Source organism: Anaerostipes sp. MSJ-23 (assembly GCF_018918155.1).
Classification (GTDB): Bacteria; Bacillota; Clostridia; order Lachnospirales; family Lachnospiraceae; genus Anaerostipes.
On the sequence record NZ_JAHLPY010000005.1, the window covers coordinates 26,429 to 47,271 of the forward strand.

At 34.1% G+C, this 20,843-nt stretch carries 19 protein-coding genes; 15 read left to right on the plus strand and 4 right to left on the minus strand.

Annotation, left to right across the window (positions count from 1 at the left end):
• Positions 1 to 3: 3 nt before the first annotated feature.
• The gene (locus KQI71_RS05345) at positions 4 to 2,169 is read left to right on the plus strand and encodes a SulP family inorganic anion transporter (protein ID WP_216434812.1); all 2,166 of its coding nucleotides are present in this window, start codon (positions 4 to 6) and stop codon (positions 2,167 to 2,169) included.
• Between the two features lie 16 nt (positions 2,170 to 2,185).
• Here KQI71_RS05345 and KQI71_RS05350 read toward each other — a convergent pair whose 3' ends face one another.
• Both KQI71_RS05350 and KQI71_RS05355 read right to left on the minus strand, forming a co-directional pair.
• Positions 2,186 to 2,437 (minus strand): hypothetical protein, encoded by a 252-nt coding sequence (locus KQI71_RS05350; RefSeq protein ID WP_216434814.1) that lies wholly within the window; start codon positions 2,435 to 2,437, stop codon positions 2,186 to 2,188.
• 166 nt (positions 2,438 to 2,603) lie between these two features.
• Positions 2,604 to 3,767 (minus strand): SAM-dependent methyltransferase, encoded by a 1,164-nt coding sequence (locus tag KQI71_RS05355; RefSeq protein ID WP_216434816.1) that lies wholly within the window; start codon positions 3,765 to 3,767, stop codon positions 2,604 to 2,606.
• A 260-nt stretch (positions 3,768 to 4,027) separates the two neighbouring features.
• Between KQI71_RS05355 and KQI71_RS05360 the strand changes: the two genes are divergently transcribed.
• Both KQI71_RS05360 and KQI71_RS05365 read left to right on the plus strand, forming a co-directional pair.
• Positions 4,028 to 4,453 (plus strand): MarR family winged helix-turn-helix transcriptional regulator, encoded by a 426-nt coding sequence (locus KQI71_RS05360; RefSeq protein ID WP_216434818.1) that lies wholly within the window; start codon positions 4,028 to 4,030, stop codon positions 4,451 to 4,453.
• 23 nt (positions 4,454 to 4,476) lie between these two features.
• Positions 4,477 to 5,553, plus strand: coding sequence for an FUSC family protein (locus tag KQI71_RS05365; protein WP_216434821.1), 1,077 nt, complete (start codon positions 4,477 to 4,479; stop codon positions 5,551 to 5,553).
• Between the two features lie 137 nt (positions 5,554 to 5,690).
• Here KQI71_RS05365 and KQI71_RS12445 read toward each other — a convergent pair whose 3' ends face one another.
• The gene (locus KQI71_RS12445) at positions 5,691 to 6,371 is read right to left on the minus strand and encodes an MATE family efflux transporter (protein WP_253287951.1); all 681 of its coding nucleotides are present in this window, start codon (positions 6,369 to 6,371) and stop codon (positions 5,691 to 5,693) included.
• Positions 6,368 to 6,928, minus strand: coding sequence for an MATE family efflux transporter (locus KQI71_RS12450; protein WP_253287952.1), 561 nt, complete (start codon positions 6,926 to 6,928; stop codon positions 6,368 to 6,370). The genes KQI71_RS12445 and KQI71_RS12450 overlap by 4 nt, the downstream gene beginning before the upstream one ends.
• 169 nt (positions 6,929 to 7,097) lie before the next feature.
• Between KQI71_RS12450 and thiW the strand changes: the two genes are divergently transcribed.
• The 12 genes from thiW to nusA all read left to right on the plus strand — a co-directional run bounded on the left by thiW (position 7,098) and on the right by nusA (position 20,837).
• Positions 7,098 to 7,604 carry an energy coupling factor transporter S component ThiW gene (thiW, locus tag KQI71_RS05375; RefSeq protein WP_216434823.1) on the plus strand — a complete coding sequence of 169 codons (507 nt, stop codon included), beginning with the start codon at positions 7,098 to 7,100 and terminating at the stop codon, positions 7,602 to 7,604.
• A 153-nt stretch (positions 7,605 to 7,757) separates the two neighbouring features.
• A complete protein-coding gene (locus KQI71_RS05380) occupies positions 7,758 to 8,270 on the plus strand; it encodes a CarD family transcriptional regulator (protein ID WP_216434825.1) in 513 nt (170 codons plus the stop codon).
• Positions 8,271 to 8,436: 166 nt separating this feature from the next.
• Positions 8,437 to 9,132, plus strand: coding sequence for a UMP kinase (pyrH, locus tag KQI71_RS05385; RefSeq protein ID WP_216434978.1), 696 nt, complete (start codon positions 8,437 to 8,439; stop codon positions 9,130 to 9,132).
• A 23-nt stretch (positions 9,133 to 9,155) separates the two neighbouring features.
• Positions 9,156 to 9,701 carry a ribosome recycling factor gene (gene frr, locus KQI71_RS05390; protein ID WP_216434827.1) on the plus strand — a complete coding sequence of 182 codons (546 nt, stop codon included), beginning with the start codon at positions 9,156 to 9,158 and terminating at the stop codon, positions 9,699 to 9,701.
• Positions 9,702 to 9,759: 58 nt separating this feature from the next.
• Positions 9,760 to 10,467, plus strand: coding sequence for an isoprenyl transferase (locus tag KQI71_RS05395; RefSeq protein WP_216434829.1), 708 nt, complete (start codon positions 9,760 to 9,762; stop codon positions 10,465 to 10,467).
• A 4-nt stretch (positions 10,468 to 10,471) separates the two neighbouring features.
• On the plus strand, positions 10,472 to 11,284 hold the full coding sequence (locus tag KQI71_RS05400) for a phosphatidate cytidylyltransferase (protein WP_216434831.1): 813 nt from the start codon (positions 10,472 to 10,474) through the stop codon (positions 11,282 to 11,284).
• Positions 11,285 to 12,424, plus strand: a complete 1,140-nt coding sequence (locus KQI71_RS05405) for a 1-deoxy-D-xylulose-5-phosphate reductoisomerase (RefSeq protein WP_216434833.1) — start codon at positions 11,285 to 11,287, stop codon at positions 12,422 to 12,424.
• 4 nt (positions 12,425 to 12,428) lie between these two features.
• Positions 12,429 to 13,460 carry an RIP metalloprotease RseP gene (rseP, locus tag KQI71_RS05410; protein ID WP_216434835.1) on the plus strand — a complete coding sequence of 344 codons (1,032 nt, stop codon included), beginning with the start codon at positions 12,429 to 12,431 and terminating at the stop codon, positions 13,458 to 13,460.
• A 14-nt stretch (positions 13,461 to 13,474) separates the two neighbouring features.
• A complete protein-coding gene (gene ispG / locus KQI71_RS05415; RefSeq protein WP_216434837.1) occupies positions 13,475 to 14,554 on the plus strand; it encodes a flavodoxin-dependent (E)-4-hydroxy-3-methylbut-2-enyl-diphosphate synthase in 1,080 nt (359 codons plus the stop codon).
• Complete coding sequence (locus tag KQI71_RS05420; protein ID WP_216434839.1) at positions 14,538 to 18,950, plus strand: PolC-type DNA polymerase III; 4,413 nt, start codon at positions 14,538 to 14,540, stop codon at positions 18,948 to 18,950. Before ispG ends, KQI71_RS05420 begins: the two co-directional genes overlap by 17 nt.
• A gap of 170 nt (positions 18,951 to 19,120) precedes the next feature.
• A complete protein-coding gene (gene rimP / locus KQI71_RS05425; RefSeq protein ID WP_253287953.1) occupies positions 19,121 to 19,585 on the plus strand; it encodes a ribosome maturation factor RimP in 465 nt (154 codons plus the stop codon).
• Positions 19,586 to 19,601: 16 nt separating this feature from the next.
• Positions 19,602 to 20,837, plus strand: coding sequence for a transcription termination factor NusA (gene nusA / locus KQI71_RS05430; protein ID WP_216434842.1), 1,236 nt, complete (start codon positions 19,602 to 19,604; stop codon positions 20,835 to 20,837).
• The last annotated feature ends 6 nt before the right edge of the window (positions 20,838 to 20,843 follow it).

Here is a 20,843-nt window from a genome sequence, read left to right on the forward strand (position 1 = left end):
ATTATGAAGTTATTTTCAACATTAAAAAATTATAAAATAGAATATCTTCCAAAAGATATTTTTTCTGGAATTATGATTGCTGCTGTTTCTATTCCAATTGCTATGGGTTATGCGCAGATTGCAGGAATTCCGGCAGTATATGGACTTTATGGGTCTGTAATTCCTATTTTGTTTTTTGCATTGTTTTCAACCTCTAAACAATTTATTTTCGGAGTTGATGCAGCACCGGCGGCTATTGTAGGAGCTGCCTTGGCAACACTTGGAATCACGGCAGAGTCTGGAAAAGCAATGCAGTATGTTCCAGCCATCGCTTTATTTGCAGGAGTGTGGCTATTGATTTTTTATTTTTTACATGCAGATAAAATCGTCGATTTTATATCAACTCCCGTCATGGGTGGATTTATTAGTGGAATCGCAGTAACGATTATTTTTATGCAAATTCCAAAGCTTATGGGAAGTTCTGCAGGATCTGGAGAAATTATTGAATTGATAAAACACATGATAGAAGCAATAAAAACATGGAATGCTCTATCATTTTTCCTTGGAATTATGGCTTTATTGTTGATCCGCATTTTTAAAAAATGCTTTCCTAAATTTCCAATGGCAATCGTAATTATGGCACTTGGAGTTTTGGTTACAACAATGTTTCATGTACAAGACCATGGTGTTATTCTTTTACAAAGTGTAGATACTGGACTTCCAAAATTCTTTTTCCCAAACCTCTTTCAGGTCGATCTGACACAGGCTGCTGGACGGGGACTTATGGTTGCTGTTGTCATTATGGCAGAGACTTTACTTGCAGAAAACAGTTTCGCCTTTAGAAATGGATATAATCTTGATGACAGACAGGAAATTCTTGCTTGTGCAGCAGGAAACTTAGCAGCTGCCGTTGTTGGGTGTTGTCCAGTAAATGGAAGTATTTCAAGAACTTCCTTAAACGAGCAGTATGGTGGAAAATCACAGGTTGTTTCTATCACCGCTGGAATTGTTATGGCTGTCATTTTGCTATTTTTCACTGGATTTATCGGGTATCTTCCAGTTCCTATTCTGACAGCTATTGTTATTTCAGCTTTAATGGATGTTGTGGAAGTCCATTTAGCAATCCGTCTTTGGAAGGTAAGTCGAAATGAATTTTATATTTTCATGGCTGCCGGTATTGGTGTATTGTTCCTTGGGACTATTTATGGAGTTATTATTGGAATATTACTTTCTTTTATAGCAGTCATTTTAAAAGCCACCAATCCGCCAAGAGCTTTTCTTGGAATAATTCCAGGTAAGGAAAATTATTATGATATCACAAAAAATCGGTATGCTTATCCAATACGTCACGTCGTAATTTATCGATTTAGTGAAAATTTATTTTTTGCGAATATAAAAATTTTTCAAGAAGATTTAGAAAAAAGTATAAAAGCTGATACAAAAGTAGTGATTGTTGATGCAGGTGCAATCAATAGTATCGATATTACGGCAGCAGATCGGCTGGAATCGATCGCAATTCATATGAAAAAACGAGGCATTCATTTTTATATAACAGAACATGCACATACTTTAAATGATCAGATGAGAAAGCTTGGTATTGGGCATTTAATCAAAGAAGGAATGGTCAGAAGAACCATTCTTGCAGCTTTACATGATGCTGAAATTTTGAATCCATATGATTTGAACGCCTTGGAAATTCCAAAAGAAGAGGAATCAAAAGTGCGAAGAAGAAATATGACATTTCTTCCGGCAGAAGAGGAAAATACATTAGAAGAGTTTGCCTGGGCTTTTGGAGATAACGCAGTACGAGAAATGGAAGATGCCGTGCATCATGTCATTAAAAGAATTCATCAAATGCCAGATATCGAAAGGATTTTGGAGACAGGTCCAGAAGAACATCTGAAAAATTGGCATACACTTGGAACATTTGATGAGGATGAAATTTTAAGACGTCTGGAACTTCATATGGAAGATATGCCACAAGAAATTACAAAAAATCAGCGTTTGGTTATTGAACTAATTGAAAAACGACGTAGAAAATTAAAAGAAAGAATTTTAAAAGAACACCCAGAAGTATTAGAACGCCTAGAAGAGAATAGAAAACGATTGGAAGAACGTTTGGAAAAACAAAATCCAGAAGCCGTCCAGAAATGGAAAGAATGGAAAAATAAAGGGGATATTCCGGATTAAATCCGGAATATCCCCTTTATTTTTGCTGAACCAACTCTTTTAAAGACTCAAATAATTCTATATCCTTTGCAGTAACACGAAAATTTGATTTATAACTTTCACCTTCCGGGGTTTTCATATCAATTTCAATGACGGTTCCTTCACGAAATACATTTTTTTGATAAACCATTTTCAAAAACATTGGAAATTTTGGATGATGTTCCCCAAAAGATTGCATTGCTTTTTTAAATTTACCGACTAGCATTAATTGACTAAAATTCATACCCATAGATTTAGCTCCTTTGCATGTTTGTTATTCCTAACTCATCATAACAAAAATAGAAAGTAAGGTCAAACAAAAAAGCTCCTAAGTTATACACAAATATCCAATCGTTGAATGATATTTAACGATTGAAAAAATACACGAACTTACGGAGCTTTTCATGTCTTATTTTTTAATACCAGCGAGTCATTGGGAGATCATTATTGATTCCTTTTGTCATAAGAATCTGGTGTAAATCAATGACTCCATTATGGAACGTTGCAGCACATGAGGCAAGATAAAGATCCCACATTCTGATAAAACGTTCATCAAACATTTTGCGAGCTTCATCCAGATGTTCGAGATAATTTTTTCTCCAGCATAACAATGTTTTATTGTAATGGAGACGAAGATTTTCAACATCTAATGTATGGAAATTATCTTCTGCCATACAATTTAAAATTTCACGAAGACTTGGAACCATTCCACCTGGGAAAATATACTTCTTAATCCATACATCACCAGGGTGTTCTTTTAATGCACTGATATAATGAAGAAGGAAAAGTCCTCCATCTTTCATTACTTTTTGAACACAATCAAGGAATAACTGATAATTATCACGTCCAACGTGCTCTAACATACCAACACTAACAACACGGTCAAAAGAAAGACCTGATTTTGCAAGATCACGATAATCCATTAATTTTACAGTTACATAGTCTTCAAGACCTTCTTCTTTGATTCTTCTCTGGCATTCTTTATATTGTTCTTCACTAAGAGTAATACCTGTTCCATGAACCTTGTATTTTTTAGCTGCTTCAATTAATAAGAATCCCCATCCACATCCAATATCAAGCAAGGACATTCCTTCTTTTAAATAAAGTTTTTTAAGAATATAATCTACTTTATTTACCTGTGCCTGATATAAAGTATCATCCTCATGTTTAAAATATCCACAGGAATAACTCAAAGTTTTATCCAACCATAATTTGTAAAAATCGTTTCCGATATCATAATGACTGCTAACTTCTTTTTTCTGATTCTTTTTTGAGGAGGAAGTAAAAATAAGTTTCTTCAGAGCATTTTTATCTGTGGAAAATTTGCCTAACTGACCAAGAAAATGGTCCAGAGCTTCATAAAGATCGCCTTCAATCTCAAGGTCTCCGTCCATATAAGCTTCTCCAAGAGCAAGAGAAGTACTTGTTTTTAATTTTGATAATGGGATCGTTTTTTTGAAATTAACGACAAAAGTTGGCTCCCCTTCTCCAATTTTATGTTCCTTTCCATTTATTTTTGCAATATAAGGATGCTCATCCAGTTTTTTTAAAAACTGTAGCATAACTTGTTCTTCCAGCATAATGTTTCTCCTTTCAAAAATCTGGTTACATATAACGTCATAAGAAACAGGGACGGGAATAAAAAAGTTCCAAAGCACTGTTACAAGTAAATTAAAGTGCGTCTCTGCATGCTATGGCAATAAAATTTGTATTTTGCGATTCATATTATAATGTAAAAATCAGGAAAATGTCAAGCATAGAAAATGATATTGACAGATTGGAAAATCTGTCATAAAATATAGTTCACAATGTAAACTACAAAAGGAAAGAGTAATATTTTTTGAAAGACAAAAACTGGAAAGAAGCTGTAGAGCAATTAGGAAAAATTCGTCATTTCTCTAGCTTATATGTAAGAAAGTCAAGAAAAGGAACATTAACTTCAGCACAGGAAGTGGATCTTTTATTTCGTGTAGCACTTGCAAAAGAACTTTTGACTCCTTTACAGCTGAGTTATCAAATGGGAATTAGCAAAACAGCAATCAGCCGCCTAATTGAGAATTTATGTAAAAAAGAATTGATAGAAAAAAGGAGAAAAAAAGAAGACCTTAGAAGCTATGTTTTAAAAATTACAGAAATAGGAAAAGAAGAACTGGATAGTACTTATTATTACTATCTGGAGCCGCTTTATAAATTGAAACGTAATCTTGGAAAAGAAAAATTTCAAATACTTCTCAAGCTTATTGAAGAAGCAAATGAAAAAATGTAAGAAGAAAGAATGGAGGAATTTTTGTGACATTTTATCAGCAATTACAATTAAGTTCTATCGGATCAAAACAATGGATTCAAAATGCGGATGATCCAAAAGAAAAAAGAAAGCGCATTTTGATTTATAATTTTAAAGTTTATCTAGTGGTTGCGTTCTGTTTTGCCTTTGTAAGTATTTATAGTATGCTTTTTGGCTCTGAAAATAGTGTTGTGGGTGTTGTTGTATTGCTTGCTGTTATGATTTTGAGACAGGTAGATTTTGGCATTGATAAAGTTCACAGCATTGGTATTATTTTTATGATTTTTGCTATTTTAGCTATTGGACCTCGTGCAGCAAACATGGTAGCACCAGTTCCAGCTTTTTGTATTCACTTTGTTTGTATTATGGCATTGATGATTTTAAGTTGCCATAATGTTATTATGTCCAATCAGTCTACTTTTATTTTAGGATATTTACTTTTATTTGGATATGATGTAAGTGGAAAAGCATATATCATGAGACTTATTTCTCTTTTGGTTGGAGCTATAATTTGTTCTGCTGTTTTTTATAAAAATCACAAAAATAGAAGTTTTAAAAGAGGATTTTCTCATTTGTTTAAAGAATTTCATTTATTTTCAACAAGAAGTAATTGGTATATTCGTTTAGCACTTGGGATTTCTACAGCAGTTTTAATTGGATCACTTTTTCATATGCCAAGAACAATGTGGATAGGTATTGCTTCCATGTCTGTATTACTTCCATTTTCAAAAGATATGATGTACCGCGTAAAGAGAAGAGGCCCATTTAATATTTTAGGTTGTATTATTTTTTTAATTTTATATCATCTTCTCCCATCAAAAATTTTTACATGGATTGGATTGATCGGCGGAATTGGGGTTGGTTATTCAGCAGGTTACGCATGGCAGACAGTGTTTAATACTTTTGGAGCTTTATATATTGCTGCAGGATTATTTGGGCTGAAGACGGCTTTGATTTTAAGGATTGTAGCTAATGTTTTTGGTTCTTTATATTCCTTTGCTTTTGATCATGTATTTCGCATGATCTCATCTGCGATTCAAAAAGTAATGGAAAATCGTCAGGTAATGGGTGATCAGGTATAATCTAATTTATCTTAAGCTATTAGAAAAAGGAATTATTAAATTTAAAAAGATGAAACAAAAGAACGCTAGTTACGACAAATGCCGGTTCTAGCGTTCTTTTATCTAGAGATTTATTTTACATTCCTTTTTTTCATATATTATATAGAAGCTTTTCGATACAAATAAATACAATAGGCAGTTGTAATAAGTTCTGTTACTGGAAATGTAAACCACACAGAAGAAAGTCCTTGAAAATGAAAGAGCCATGCAAGTGGAACAAAAAGAATGATTTCTCTTAAAATAGTTGCTTTCATACTATCATTTCCACGGTTGACACCTTGCATATAAACAACACAAATAAGATTAATACCTGCTGGTACAAAACTTATTCCTATAATAGGAAATGCAATCTGCCCAATTTTAAAAATATTTTGTTTTTGTGAAAATATGTTAAGCAGTGCATGTGGAAATATGAGAAAACAAAGGGTTCCAAGAAACATAAATACACAGGCACCAGTGGTGGAATAACGACGAATTTGACGAATTCGATCAGAATTTCCAGCGCCATAGTTATAACTAATCATCGGTAAAATAACCTGTTGTAATCCCATTAATGGAATAAAGAAAAAAGTTTGCAGTTTATAATAAATTCCAAGAACAGTCACAGCATCTTCACTAAACTGTTTTAAAATCAAATTCAATCCAATAATATATATCGTGTATAATGACTGCATAATAATTGAAGGAAGTCCAAATTGATAAATATGGATCCAGTCTTGTTTTCTTATATTTCCATGAAAATGATAAATTTTTAATACAGGAATGAGAACAAGAATCATAGCAGCCATTGTCCTATAATGGTTGCAATTGCGGCTCCTTGAATTCCTAACATAGGAAATCCGAATTTTCCAAAGATTAGAATCGGATCAAGGATTACGTTTGTAATGGCACCTGCAATTTGTGCATACATCGGTAAAAACATATTTCCCTTTGCTTGGAGGATTTTGGTACAATTTGCCTCAATGAACATACCAAAAGAAAACAAGGAAATAATCTTTGCATATTGAATACCTTCAGTCCTTACAAGATCGCTATTGGAAGAAATATGATAATAAATTCCAATAAACAAGGTTCCAAAAATAACAAAGATCAGGCTATTAAAAATGCCTGTAAGGATTCCATTTTTAACAATATGATGTTGGATATCTGTTTTACCTTCTCCATCCATACGAAAAATTAAAATATTAAGTCCGGCACCAGTCCCTGTAGCTAAAGCTGTCATTAATAGCTGTATCGGATAAATGATAGATAATGCGGTCAATCCTTCAGCAGAATATTGAGAAACAAAATAGCTGTCTACAATATTGTAAATAGATTGAATGAATAATGCCAGCATAACAGGTGGTGCAAGTTTTTAAAAGTAATTTTATAATTGGTGTATCTTCCATAATATTTCTCCATAGTTTATTTTTTTAGATTATACTATACAAAAACAAGAATACGCAATTGAAGGAATATAATTTTTGGTATACAATATAAAAAATGAAAATAAAGGAGAAAAAATTATGAGATTAAATTTACGAAAATTAACAGTATCGGCAATGTTTGTTGCACTAGCTGTCATCTTATCAACATTTTCCATACCAATTGGTGCTTCTAGATGCTTTCCAATTCAGCATTTGATAAATGTACTTGCAGCCGTCTTTTTAGGACCAGTTTATGGAACGGCTATCGCATTTTGTACGGCTTTGATCCGAAATTTATTTGGAACAGGAAGCCTACTTGCTTTCCCTGGAAGTATGGTAGGTGCTTTGATCAGTGCACTTGTATATAAATATACAAAAAAACTAGTCGGTGCTTATCTTGGAGAAGTTATTGGAACTGGAATTATTGGAGGAATGCTTTGTTATCCAATTGCATCTTTCATGATGGGACAGAAAGCAGCTTTATTTACATTTGTTGGTCCATTTCTTTTAAGTACAATCTGCGGAACCGTTTTAGCTGCAATTATTTTAACAGCACTTTATCATACAAAAGCAATTTTAGAACTTCAAAAAGTTTTAAACGAATAATGATTGGATAATTTTCACAAATAATGAAGACAGTATTTTTGCTGAATTTACTAAAAAATCAGATTTTTTACAAAAACATTAGAAAATTTTTCATTCCTTTGGTATAATATATGTATAGAGAATTTTGTATTATAAAAGAAAGGAAGGAATGTAATGTTTAAAAAAGGTGACTTTGTTGTTTATGGAAGTACTGGTGTTTGTGAAGTGTTGGATGTGACAACGATGGATTTGGAAGGAATTCCGGAGGATAAGCTTTATTATATTTTAAAGCCTTATCATAGAGAAGGAAGTGAAATCTTTGCACCGGTTGATAATCAACGAAAGGTCATCCGTGAAATCATTCCAGAGAGTCAGGCAAAAGAACTACTCAAAGAGCTTCCAAATTTAGAGCCGTTTCAAATTCCAAGCGAAAAATTTAGAGAAGATAGCTATAAAAAATGCGTCAGAGGATGTTGTTGTAAAGAAATGATGAAGATGATGAAGACTCTTCATCAAAAAAAATTGTATCGTCTGGCCAAGGGAAAACATTTTCCATCAACTGATGAAAGGTATTTACGAATCGTAGAGGAAAACCTTTTTAATGAAATGGCATTTTCATTAAAAACAAAAAGAGAAAAAATTAGTAAGTATGTTTACGATCACATGAAAGAAACTGTTATGGCATAGATATAATAAGGAGAATTCGACTCCAAAATTAAAAAAGAATTCTGTTTTTGAGGATAAAAAGGCAGGATTCTTTTTACTTGTTCTTTTAAAGGCAGTATGGTATAATTTTTCATAGTGATTTTGTAAAATAAACAAAAGAGGTAAATTGATGAATAGTTTAAAAGATATGAAACGTGTACTTTTGAAACTGAGCGGAGAAGCTCTTGCCGGAGATAAAAAGACCGGATTTGATGAAGCTACGTGTGCAGATGTGGCAAGACAGGTAAAAACACTAACAGATGAAGGACTTCAGGTTGCAATTGTAATCGGAGGAGGTAACTTCTGGAGAGGACGTACTAGCGATCGTATGGAAAGAACAAAAGCAGATCAGATTGGTATGCTTGCGACTGTAATGAATTGTATTTATGTATCAGATGCTTTCCGTAGTGCAGGGATGGAAACAGAAGTTTATACACCATTTACATGTGGTGCATTTACAGAACTATTTTCTAAGGACAAAGCTGTAAAAGATTTAAATGATGGAAAAGTAGTATTTTTTGCGGGTGGAACAGGTCATCCATATTTTTCTACAGATACAGCAACAGCACTACGTGCAATTGAAATTGAAGCAGATGCAATTTTACTTGCAAAATCCATTGATGGTGTTTATGACAGTGACCCTGCTGTAAATCCAAATGCGGTAAAATATGATAGCATCTCTATGGACGATGTTCTTGCACAAAAATTAGGAGTGATCGATCTTACAGCTACAATCATGTGTCTGGAAAATAAGATGCCACTGGCTGTTTTTGGTTTAAATGAAAAAAACAGTATTGAAAATCTAATGAAAGGTGAATTTAACGGAACTTATGTAACCGTTTAAATAATTAGGAGGAAAAACAGAACATGTTAAAACAATTTGAAGAAAAAATGAAAAAATCATTAGAAAGTATGACCAATGATTTTATGACAATCCGTGCAGGACGTGCAAATCCTCATGTATTAGATAAAGTAAAGATCGACTATTATGGAGTTTCTACTCCAGTTGCTCAGGTTGGTAATATTTCTGTACCGGAAGCAAGAACCATTCTGATTCAGCCTTGGGAACCAAATCTTCTTGGAGAAATTGAAAAAGCAATTTTAATGTCTGATGTCGGAATTACCCCAACAAATGATGGAAAAGCAATTCGTTTAAATTTCCCTGAGTTAACAGAAGAACGAAGAAAAGAACTGGCAAAAGATGTGAAAAAACGTGGAGAAGAAGCAAAAGTTGCTGTTCGTAATATCCGTCGTGATGCGAATGATTTCGTAAAAAAACAAAACAAAGCCGGTGATCTGAATGATGATGAAGCTAAAGATTACGAAGAAGATGTTCAGAAAATGACAGATAAATATGTAAAACAGATTGATGAAGCAGTTGAAACAAAATCAAAAGAAATCATGACAGTTTAATATAGAACAGGGCAGCGCTTTTTGCATCGCCCTGTTTTTATATAGTTAGGAGGTTTGAATGGAAAATTTAAATGTACCGCAGCATGTTGCAATTATTTTAGATGGGAATGGAAGATGGGCAAAAAAGAAGCATCTTCCGAGAAATGTAGGTCATGCACAGGGAAGTAAAACAGTAGAAAAAATCATCGAAGATGCTAATGATATGGGAATTAAATATCTCACAGTATATGCGTTTTCTACTGAAAATTGGAAACGCCCACAGGATGAAGTTAATGCTTTGATGAAACTTTTGCGTGATTATTTAAAAATATGCATCAAACGTGCAAATAAGAATAATATGAAAGTTAGAGTTATTGGTGATATTTCTGGATTATCAGAGGACCTACAGCAAAAGATTTTGGAGCTTGAAGAAGCCTCAAAAAATAATACAGGAATTAATTTTACGATTGCTTTAAATTACGGAAGTCGTGATGAGATGGTTCGTGCGATGAAAGCTATGACTGATGATATTGAGGCTAGAAATCTAAAAAAAGAGGATATCACCGAGGATACATTTAAAAACTATCTTGATACAAAAGAGCTTCCAGATCCAGATCTTTTAATTCGTACAAGTGGAGAAGAACGTCTTTCCAATTTTATGCTTTGGCAGCTTGCCTATACAGAATTTTATTTTACAGATGTATTATGGCCTGATTTTAATAAAAAAGAACTGAAAAAAGCGATTGAGTATTATAACGGACGAGATCGTAGATTTGGAGGAATATAATGTTATGTTTAAACAGAGATTGTTAAGCGGAATCGTTCTTGTACTGATTGCCGCTCTCGGATTATATATGGGAGGTGTTGTAACTTTTGCAATGATATTAATTGTTGCACTGATTGGTTATAGTGAAATTCTTCGAATTTTTCATATTGAAAAATCCTCTTTTGCGGTTGTTGGCTACACTGGAACAATTCTATATTATTTAGCATTATTTTTTGATCTTTCGCAATGGAGTGTTGCAATTATTATTTTATTTTTAATCTTTCTTCTGGGATGTTATGTTGTACGTTTTCCAAAATATGATATGCATCAGATGATGGCATGTTTTTTTGGATTTGTATATGTTGGTATTATGCTTTCTTATATTTATCAATTGCGGGAAGTACAAAACGGAGGAGAATTTGTTGTTTTACTTTTCCTTGCAGCATGGGGAAATGATACCCTTGCATATTGTACAGGAATGTTAATCGGGAAACACAAAATGACACCAAAATTAAGTCCGAAAAAAAGTGTAGAAGGATTAATTGGGGGGATTGTCGGAGCAGCTCTTTTAGGTCTTTTATATGGAGTATTTATTAAAACAAGACTTCGTCTTTCTTTTGATCCGATGATGATGTTTCCTATGATTTGCGGTGTTGGTGGCGCAATTTCTGTAATTGGAGATTTGGCTGCTTCCGCAATTAAAAGAGATGCTGGTATTAAAGATTATGGTACATTAATTCCTGGACATGGAGGAATTTTGGATCGTTTTGATAGTATTATTTTAATTGCACCCGTTATTTATTATCTAATGATTATGGTTTCAGGAGGAACAATTTAGATGAAATATATTTCAATTATTGGATCTACAGGATCGATAGGAACTCAGACATTAGACATTGTGCGATCCAATAAGGATCTCTGTGTAACAGCATTGGCAGCAGGGAGTAATATTCGATTACTAGAAAAGCAAATTAGAGAATTTCGCCCTAAAATTGCGGCTGTTTATAATGAAGAAAAAGCAGCTCAGTTAAAAGATTCGGTGAAAGATTTGGATGTAAAAATTGTATCCGGAATGGATGGTTTACTAGAAGTTTCAACAGAATCAACCTGTAGTATTGTTGTAACCGCAGTTGTTGGAATGATTGGAATTCGTCCGACGATTGCAGCAATGAAAGCAGGAAAAGATATTGCCCTTGCCAATAAAGAAACACTTGTTACAGCTGGACATATCATTATGCCGCTGGCAAAAGAACTTGGGATCCATATTTATCCCGTAGATAGTGAACATGCTGCCATTTTTCAATGTCTGCAGAGCGGAAAAAAAGAAGATCTTGATTCTCTAATTATCACAGCTTCCGGTGGGCCATTCCGTAAAAAAACAACCGAGGAATTAAAATCTGTAACCGTTGAGGATGCATTGAAACATCCAAATTGGTCAATGGGAAGAAAAATTACCATTGATTCTGCTACTCTGGTAAACAAAGGTTTAGAGGTTATTGAAGCAAAATGGCTATTTAATGTTGATTTTGATCATATTCATGTTGTTGTGCAGCCAAAAAGTATTATTCATTCAATGATTCAATTTCAGGACGGAAGTGTGATTGCACAACTTGGAACACCAGATATGAAGCTTCCAATTCAGTATGCATTATTTTATCCACAGCATCGTACACTTGCAGGAGAACGACTTGATTTTGCAGCACTGAAAGAAATTACATTTGAACAGCCTCCGGTTGATGTATTAAAAGGTCTTCCGCTTGCTTATCATGCAGGAAAAATTGGAGGAAGCATGCCAACAGTATTAAATGCAGCAAATGAAAAAGCAGTGACATTATTTTTGAACAAAAAAATTCAATTTCTGGATATTTATGACATCATTGAAGATGCAATGGAAGCCCATAAGGTTATTGAGAATCCATCACTTGATCAGGTTCTTGAAACGGAACAATGGGTATATGAACGTATAGAAAGCAGGTAGATCATTGAATATTATCATAGCAATCTTAATTTTTGGGATTATTATCATTGTTCATGAGCTTGGTCATTTCTTGATTGCCAAAAAGAATGGAATTCAGGTTGATGAGTTTTGTGTAGGACTTGGCCCTACAATCATTGGAAAACAAATCGGAGATACCTTTTATTCTCTAAAACTTTTACCATTTGGTGGAGCATGTATGATGGGAGAAGATGAAGATCGTCCAGAAAAAAATGCATTTAATAATAAATCTGTATGGGCCAGAATGGCAGTTATTTTTGGCGGACCATTTTTTAATTTTATTCTGGCCTTCGTATTATCTATGCTTGTTGTTGGTATTTCAGGTGTGGATCTCCCTAAAATTCATGCAGTTGCAAAAAATTCACCAGCCGCCTCTTCTGGTTTGAAAGCAGGAGATATTATGACAAGTGTCGATGGACAAAAAATTCATAATTACCGTGAATTTTCTTATTATATGTATATGGATTATCATGGGGGCAAAATACCATTAACGGTTGATAGAAACGGAAAAGAAAAATCTATTTCTGTTACACCAGAATATAGTAAAAAGAATCAACAATACATGATTGGTATCACATGGCCAGGAAAACAAAAAGTTGGACCATTAAAAACAATCGAATATAGTTTTCGTGAAGTAGGTCTTCAGATTAAGATAACAATTAAAAGTCTAAAAATGCTTATTACAAGACAACTTGGCGTAAAAGATTTATCAGGACCAGTTGGAATTGTAAAAACGGTTGGAGATCAGTATAATCAAGCTTCTCATTACGGTGCACTCGTTGTATTTCTTACTATGATGAATATGGCTATTTTAATTAGTGCCAATCTCGGTGTAATGAACTTGCTCCCATTACCAGCATTAGATGGAGGAAGATTATTGTTTCTGATTTTAGAAGCTATTCGAAGGAAACCGGTTCCAAAAAATATGGAAGCAGCTGTGCACACGGCAGGTTTATTGATCTTAATGGCTTTGATGGTATTTGTAATGTATCAAGATATTGTAAAAATTTTCTTTTAAAAAGGAGAATAAGTATGTATAAAAGAGAAAATACAAAAGTTGTAACTATTGGTACAAGAAAGATTGGCGGTGGAAATCCTGTCGCTATTCAGTCTATGACAAATACAAAAACAGAAAATGTTGAAGCTACAGTAAAGCAAATTCTTGCATTGGAAAAGGCAGGATGTGAAATTATCCGATGCACTGTTCCAACACCAGAAGCTGCACTTGCATTAAAGGAAATTAAAAAACAAATTCACATTCCGCTTGTTGCAGATATTCATTTTAATTATCGTCTTGCAATTGAAGCAATAAAAAATGGAGCAGATAAGATTAGAATTAATCCAGGAAATATAGGCGGAGAAGAAAATATTCGAAAAGTAGTAGAAACTGCAAAAGAATACCACGTTCCGATTCGCGTTGGCGTAAATAGTGGTTCTCTGGAAAAACATTTGGTAGAAAAATATAAAGGAGTAACCGCACAGGGACTCGTTGAAAGTGCACTGGATAAAGTTGCAATGCTTGAAAAATATGATTTTCACGATATTGTCATTAGTATTAAATCTTCAGATGTACTGATGTGTGCAAAAGCATATGAACTAGCTGCTCAAAAAACAGATTATCCACTACATGTTGGAATTACAGAAGCAGGAACTTTATACAGCGGAAATATTAAGTCTGCGGTTGGTCTTGGCATCATTTTGAATCAAGGAATTGGGGATACGATCCGCGTTTCTCTGACTGGAGATCCAATCAATGAAATTTCCAGTGCAAAGTTGATTCTAAAGACGTTGGGACTTCGAAAAGGCGGTATTGAAGTTGTATCTTGTCCAACATGTGGACGTACCAATATTGATATTATTTCATTGGCAAATCAAGTAGAAACACTTGCGAGCGATTATGAAAATCTAAATATCAAAGTGGCTGTTATGGGATGTGTTGTCAACGGACCTGGAGAAGCCAAAGAAGCAGATGTTGGAATCGCTGGCGGAATCGGTGAAGGTCTTTTAATTAAAAAGGGAGAAGTGATTCGAAAAGTGCCAGAAGATCAATTGTTAGATACTTTACGCTATGAACTTGAACATTGGGGTGAAGAAGATGTCAACACCAAGTAAACCATTTTTTAGTGTCTTTCCAGATTTAATTGTACCAGATGATTTTCATTCTATGTTTGAATCAGTAAATATACAGGAAATTACTTTAAAAAAGCGTGAAAATATGCTTTGTATTGCTTTTTGTTGTGATCATTTAATTTCTAGAATTGATACATGGAGAATGGAACGTCAGATCAGAGAACAATTGTTTTCTAAACGCTTTGTAAAAATACGTTTTCATGAGACATATCATCTTTCTGAACAATATAATTTAACCTATTTGATGGAACATTACATGAAAAGCTTCCTCTTTGAACTTAAGGGCAAAGGGGAGGTTATTTTTAATGTTGTAAGAAAAGGAGATTACAAAGTAGAGGATCATATTTTAACTTTTTATTTTGAAAATACCTTCGTAAATAAAAGTAAGGCTACAGAAATTAAAGAATATTTTGAAACTGTAATGAAAGAAAGATTTGGTATGGAAATCAAAGTAGGATTTGATTTCTCGAGAGATTTGGATCGAAGTATTGCTGAGGAAAGTAGGTATCGTCTTCAACAAGAAATTCATACCATTGTGGAACATGCAGATCTTGCTGAAAAAGAGCATAAAGAAGAAAAAAAAGCTCGTAAGAAAGCGGTGGCTGTTAAAAAAGAACAAAACTTTCATAGGAAGCCAAAGTATAAAGATGATCCAACACTTTTATATGGAAGAAACTGTGATGGAGAATTGATGGAACTTAAAGATATTTATGATGAAATTGGAGAAGTCGTTGTTCATGGTCAGATTACATCAATGGAAACAAGAGAAATTCGAAATGAAAAAACGATTATTATTTTCAGCATAACTGATTTTACAGATTCTATCAATTGTAAAATTTTTGTACGTAACGAACAATTACCAGAGATTTTAGATGGATTAAAAAAAGGTGGATTTTATCGAATAAAGGCCGTTGCGATTTATGATAAATTTGATCGTGAAATTAGTTTAGGCTCTGTCGTCGGAATTAAAGCTATTACAGATTTTAGAGTGAAGCGAAATGATACATCGCTTGAAAAACGTGTAGAGTTACATCTCCATACTGTTATGAGTGATAATGATAGTGTTGTACAAATTAAAGATGTAGTAAAACGTGCACATGACTGGGGACATCCAGCGCTTGCAATTACGGATCATGGAGTTCTTCAAGGATTCCCTATTGCACGTCATGCTTATGAAGATCTTCACCTTGAAAAAGACGATCCTTTTAAAATTATTTACGGTGTGGAGGGATACTTTGTAGATGATCTTGGAGATTTGGCGGTAAATTCTAAAGGTCAGTCATTGGATGCTCCATATGTTGTATTTGACATTGAAACAACAGGCTTCAATAATGTAAAAGATAGAATTATTGAAATTGGAGCAGTAAAAGTCGTTCATGGAAAAATTACAGAAACATTTAGTGAATTTGTAAATCCAGAACGGCCAATCCCTTTTAAGATTACACAATTGACGACTATTACAGATGATATGGTAAAGGACGCCGGAACAATTTCTGAGATTTTACCAAAATTTCAAAAATTTTGTGAAGGATGTGTTCTGGTTGCTCATAATGCAGCATTTGATACTGGCTTTATCAGAGAAAACTGTAAGGAGCAGGGACTTTTATATGATTATACGTCGGTTGATACCCTTGGCCTTGCGCGTTGTTTAATGCCACATCTAGGAAAGTTCACACTAGATAATATATGTAAACATTTAAATGTTGTTTTAGAGACTCATCACCGTGCTGTTGATGATGCAACAGCAACTGGGAAAATTTTTGTTCAGTTTCTTCAAATGTTAAAGAAAAAAGATATTTTTAATTTAGATGAAGTAAATACATTTGCATCCAATAGCACAGATCTGATTAAAAAAGGACGAACATATCATGGAATTATTCTTGTAAAAAACAATACCGGAAGAGTTAATTTAAATCGATTGGTTTCTGAATCACATATTCATTATTTTAATCGACGCCCGAGGATGCCAAAATCTCTCATTGATAAATATAGAGACGGCTTAATCCTTGGTTCTGCCTGTGAAGCTGGCGAATTATACAGTGCACTTGTTGACCAGAGATCAGATGAAGAAATCGCAAAAATTGTAGAGTTTTATGATTATTTGGAAATTCAGCCAGTTGGAAATAATGAATTTATGATTCGTTCTGATCGATATGAAAATGTCAATTCTATTGAAGATATTCAGCAATTAAATAGAAAAATTGTTGAACTTGGAGAAGAATTCCATAAGCCAGTAGTTGCTACTTGTGATGTCCATTTTTTGGATCCAGATGATGCTATTTATAGGGCTATTTTACAGGCTGGAAAAGGATTTAAAGATGCAGATCAGCAAGCACCATTATATTTCCGAACAACACAAGAGATGTTAAATGAGTTTGCTTATCTTGGAAGTGAGAAAGCAAAAGAAGTAGTTATTACAAATCCAAATAAAATTAATGAAATGATCGAAAATATTTCACCGATTCATCCAGACAAATGTCCGCCGGTTATTCCAGATTCTGATAAGACGCTTCGTGAAATTTGTTATAATCGTGCACATGAGATTTATGGAGAAGATCTTCCAGAACGTGTAACAAGTCGTCTAGAAAAAGAATTAAATTCTATCATTGGAAATGGATATGCAGTTATGTACATCATTGCACAAAAACTTGTATGGGATTCCAATGATCATGGATATTTAGTAGGTTCGAGGGGATCTGTAGGTTCTTCTTTTGCAGCAACAATGTCTGGAATTACAGAAGTAAACCCACTTCCAGCACATTATATTTGTCCAGAATGTCATTATGTTGATTTTGATTCAGAGCAGGTACAAAAATATGCCAAAATGGGTATGTCTGGATTTGATATGCCAGATGCCACTTGTCCAAAATGTGGAGCATCACTGATTAAAGAAGGACAAGATATTCCTTTTGAGACCTTTCTTGGATTTAAAGGAAATAAAGAACCAGATATTGACTTAAATTTTTCTGGCGAATATCAGGGAAAAGCACATGCTTATGTAGAAGTTATCTTTGGAAAAGGGAAAGCCTTTCGTGCTGGAACCATTGGTACATTAGCAGAAAAAACAGCTTATGGTTATGCATTAAAATATTTAGAAGAACGTGGAATTAGTAAACGAAGATGTGAAATTGAACGTCTTGCTGCTGGATGTACCGGTGTAAAAAGAACAACAGGTCAGCATCCAGGAGGAATTATTGTTGTACCACATGACAAAGAAATTTATGATTTTACAGCAGTACAGCATCCGGCAAATGATATGAATACACCGATTATTACAACACATTTTGAATACCATTCGATTGACCAAAACTTGCTGAAACTTGATATTCTTGGACATGATGATCCTTCTATGATCCGAAGAATGGAAGATATCACAGGAATTGATGCACATACGATACCAATGGATGACAAAGGTGTTATGGGATTATTTCATGGAACAGAAACTCTTGGAATCAAGCCAGAAGATATTGATGGAACACCTCTTGGATCTCTTGGGGTTCCGGAATTTGGTACAGACTTTGTTATTCAAATGCTTCAGGATACACATCCACAAAGTTTTTCAGATCTTGTGCGTATTTCTGGATTATCTCATGGAACAGATGTATGGCTTGGAAACGCACAGACATTGATTGAAAATGGAGATGCAGTTATTTCTACGGCAATCTGCTGCCGAGATGATATTATGGTTTACTTAATTAACCAAGGTTTGGAACAAGAAGCCTCTTTTAAAATTATGGAAGGGGTTCGAAAAGGAAAAGGCCTGACAGATGAACAAGAGAAAATGATGCGTGATCATAATGTACCAGATTGGTATATCTGGTCTTGCAAACAGATTAAGTATATGTTTCCAAAAGCGCATGCAGCGGCATATGTTATGATGGCATGGCGGATTGCCTGGTATAAAGTATATCACCCATTGGCCTACTATGCTGCATATTTCAGTATTCGTGCAAAAGCATTTTCTTATGAAGATATGTGTTTAGGAAAAGAACGTTTAGATGAGAGAATGCAGCAGATTAAACATACCCCAAAGAATGAAGTTAAAAATGCAGATCTTGATCTCCTTCGTGAAATGAAAATCGCGGATGAAATGTATGCAAGAGGATATGAATTTCTTCCTTTAGATATCTATAAAGCAAAGGCAAAAGATTTCCAGGTAATTAATGGAAAAATTATGCCAGCACTTACTAGTATTGATGGAATGGGAGAAAAAGCTGCGATTCAGGTAGAAGAGGCTGCAAAAGGAGAACCATTTACCTCTCTTGAAAATTTTCGAAATCGAACAAAGGCTCCACAGACAGCAATTGATAAAATGAAAGAACTTGGAATTATGGGGGACCTTGAAGAAACCGATCAATTATCCTTTTCTTTTCTATAGGATCCTAAAAACTTTTTAAACCAATTTTCGAAAATCTCTTGTCAATGCCTTTTTTTCGTGTTAGAATAAAAAAAGCATAGGAGATTACTTAAGAGTGGGCGTAAGTCCACTCTTATTGTTTGTTTGAAAACATGGAGTCTCCTAAAGATCAGACAGAAAGGAATGATATTTTGGCAAAACGTACAGAAATTGAAGAAAGAACGGAAGCACTGGTTCTTCCAATCATCGAAGAAAACCATTTTGAATTGGTTGATGTGGAGTATGTAAAAGAAGGGGCAAACTGGTACCTCAGAGTGTATGCGGATAAAGAAGGCGGAATCGCAATTGATGATTGTGTTCTGATTAGTCGAGCACTTGAGGAAAAACTAGATGCAGAAGATTTTATTAAAGATGCTTATATTTTGGAAGTAAGTTCTCCTGGGCTTGGACGTCCGCTGAAAAAAGAGAAAGATTATATCAGAAGCATTGGAAAATCAATTGATATTAAACTGTATCAGGCAAGAGATAAGCAAAAAGAATTTACTGGAATATTAAAAGAATATAAAGATGGCCATATCATTCTGATGATTGATGAAGAAGATGTTGAATTTGAGACAAAGGGTATTGCAAGCGCTCGTCTGTCGTTAGATTTTTAAGGAGGGAAATTAGAAAATGAATGAATTAATTGCGGCATTAAATCAGTTGGAAAAGGAAAAAGGCATTGATAAAGATGTCATTATGGAAGCCATTGAAAATTCACTGCTTGCTGCATGTAAGAGAGATTTTGGAAGTTCAGACAATGTTGTTGTCAATATGGACCGTCAGACTGGTGATATTTATGTATATGCAGTAAAAGAAGTGGTAGATGAAGTTATGGATCCTGCATTAGAAATCAGTCTTGGAAAAGCAAAAGCTATTGACAGAAATTATGAAATTGGAGATCATCTTCGTGTTGAAATTACACCAAAAGATTTTGGACGTATTGCAGCAATGCATGCAAGAAGTGTTATTGTTCAGAAGATTAAAGAAGAAGAACGAAGAGTTGTCTATGATCATTTCTATTGCAAAGAAAAAGATATTGTTACTGGTGTTGTACAACGCTATGTTGGAGAAAATGTCAGTGTAAGCTTGGATGATAAAACGGATGCACTGTTAATGAAATCAGAGCAGATCAAAGGAGAAGTTTTTAAACCAACGGAACGAATCAAACTTTATATTGTAGAAGTTAAAGAAACAAGTCGTGGACCACGTATTCTTGTATCAAGAACACATCCAGATCTTGTAAAACGTCTTTTTGAAAAAGAAGTTGCAGAAATTCAGGATGGCACAGTAGAAATCAAGAGTATCGTAAGAGAAGCAGGTTCTAGAACAAAGATGGCCGTATGGTCTAATGATAAAAATGTAGATCCTGTTGGAGCTTGTGTTGGATTAAATGGTGCCAGAGTTAATGCAATTGTTAATGATCTAAAAGGTGAAAAAATCGATATTATCAACTGGGATGAAGATCCTTGTGTCTTTATTGAAAACGCATTAAGTCCTTCTAAAGTTGTATCTGTAACGGCAAATGTAGAAGAAAAAAGTGCAGAGGTTGTCGTTCCAGATTATCAGTTATCATTAGCAATCGGAAAAGAAGGGCAGAATGCAAGACTTGCAGCACGCTTAACTGGTTATAAAATTGACATTAAAAGTGAATCTCAGGCACAGGAAGAGGCTTTATTAAAAGAAAATACACCGGAAGGTGAAAAACAGAAAGAAGTTCCAGAACTTGATTTTGATTTGGATTTTGATGATCTTAATACAGATGATCTTGCATCAGATGAATTACAGGAAGCTGATGAAACAGCAGCAGAATCTGTGGAAGAAGAAACATTCTCAAATCCAAAAGAAACCGTAAGTGAAAAAGAATAACAGGAT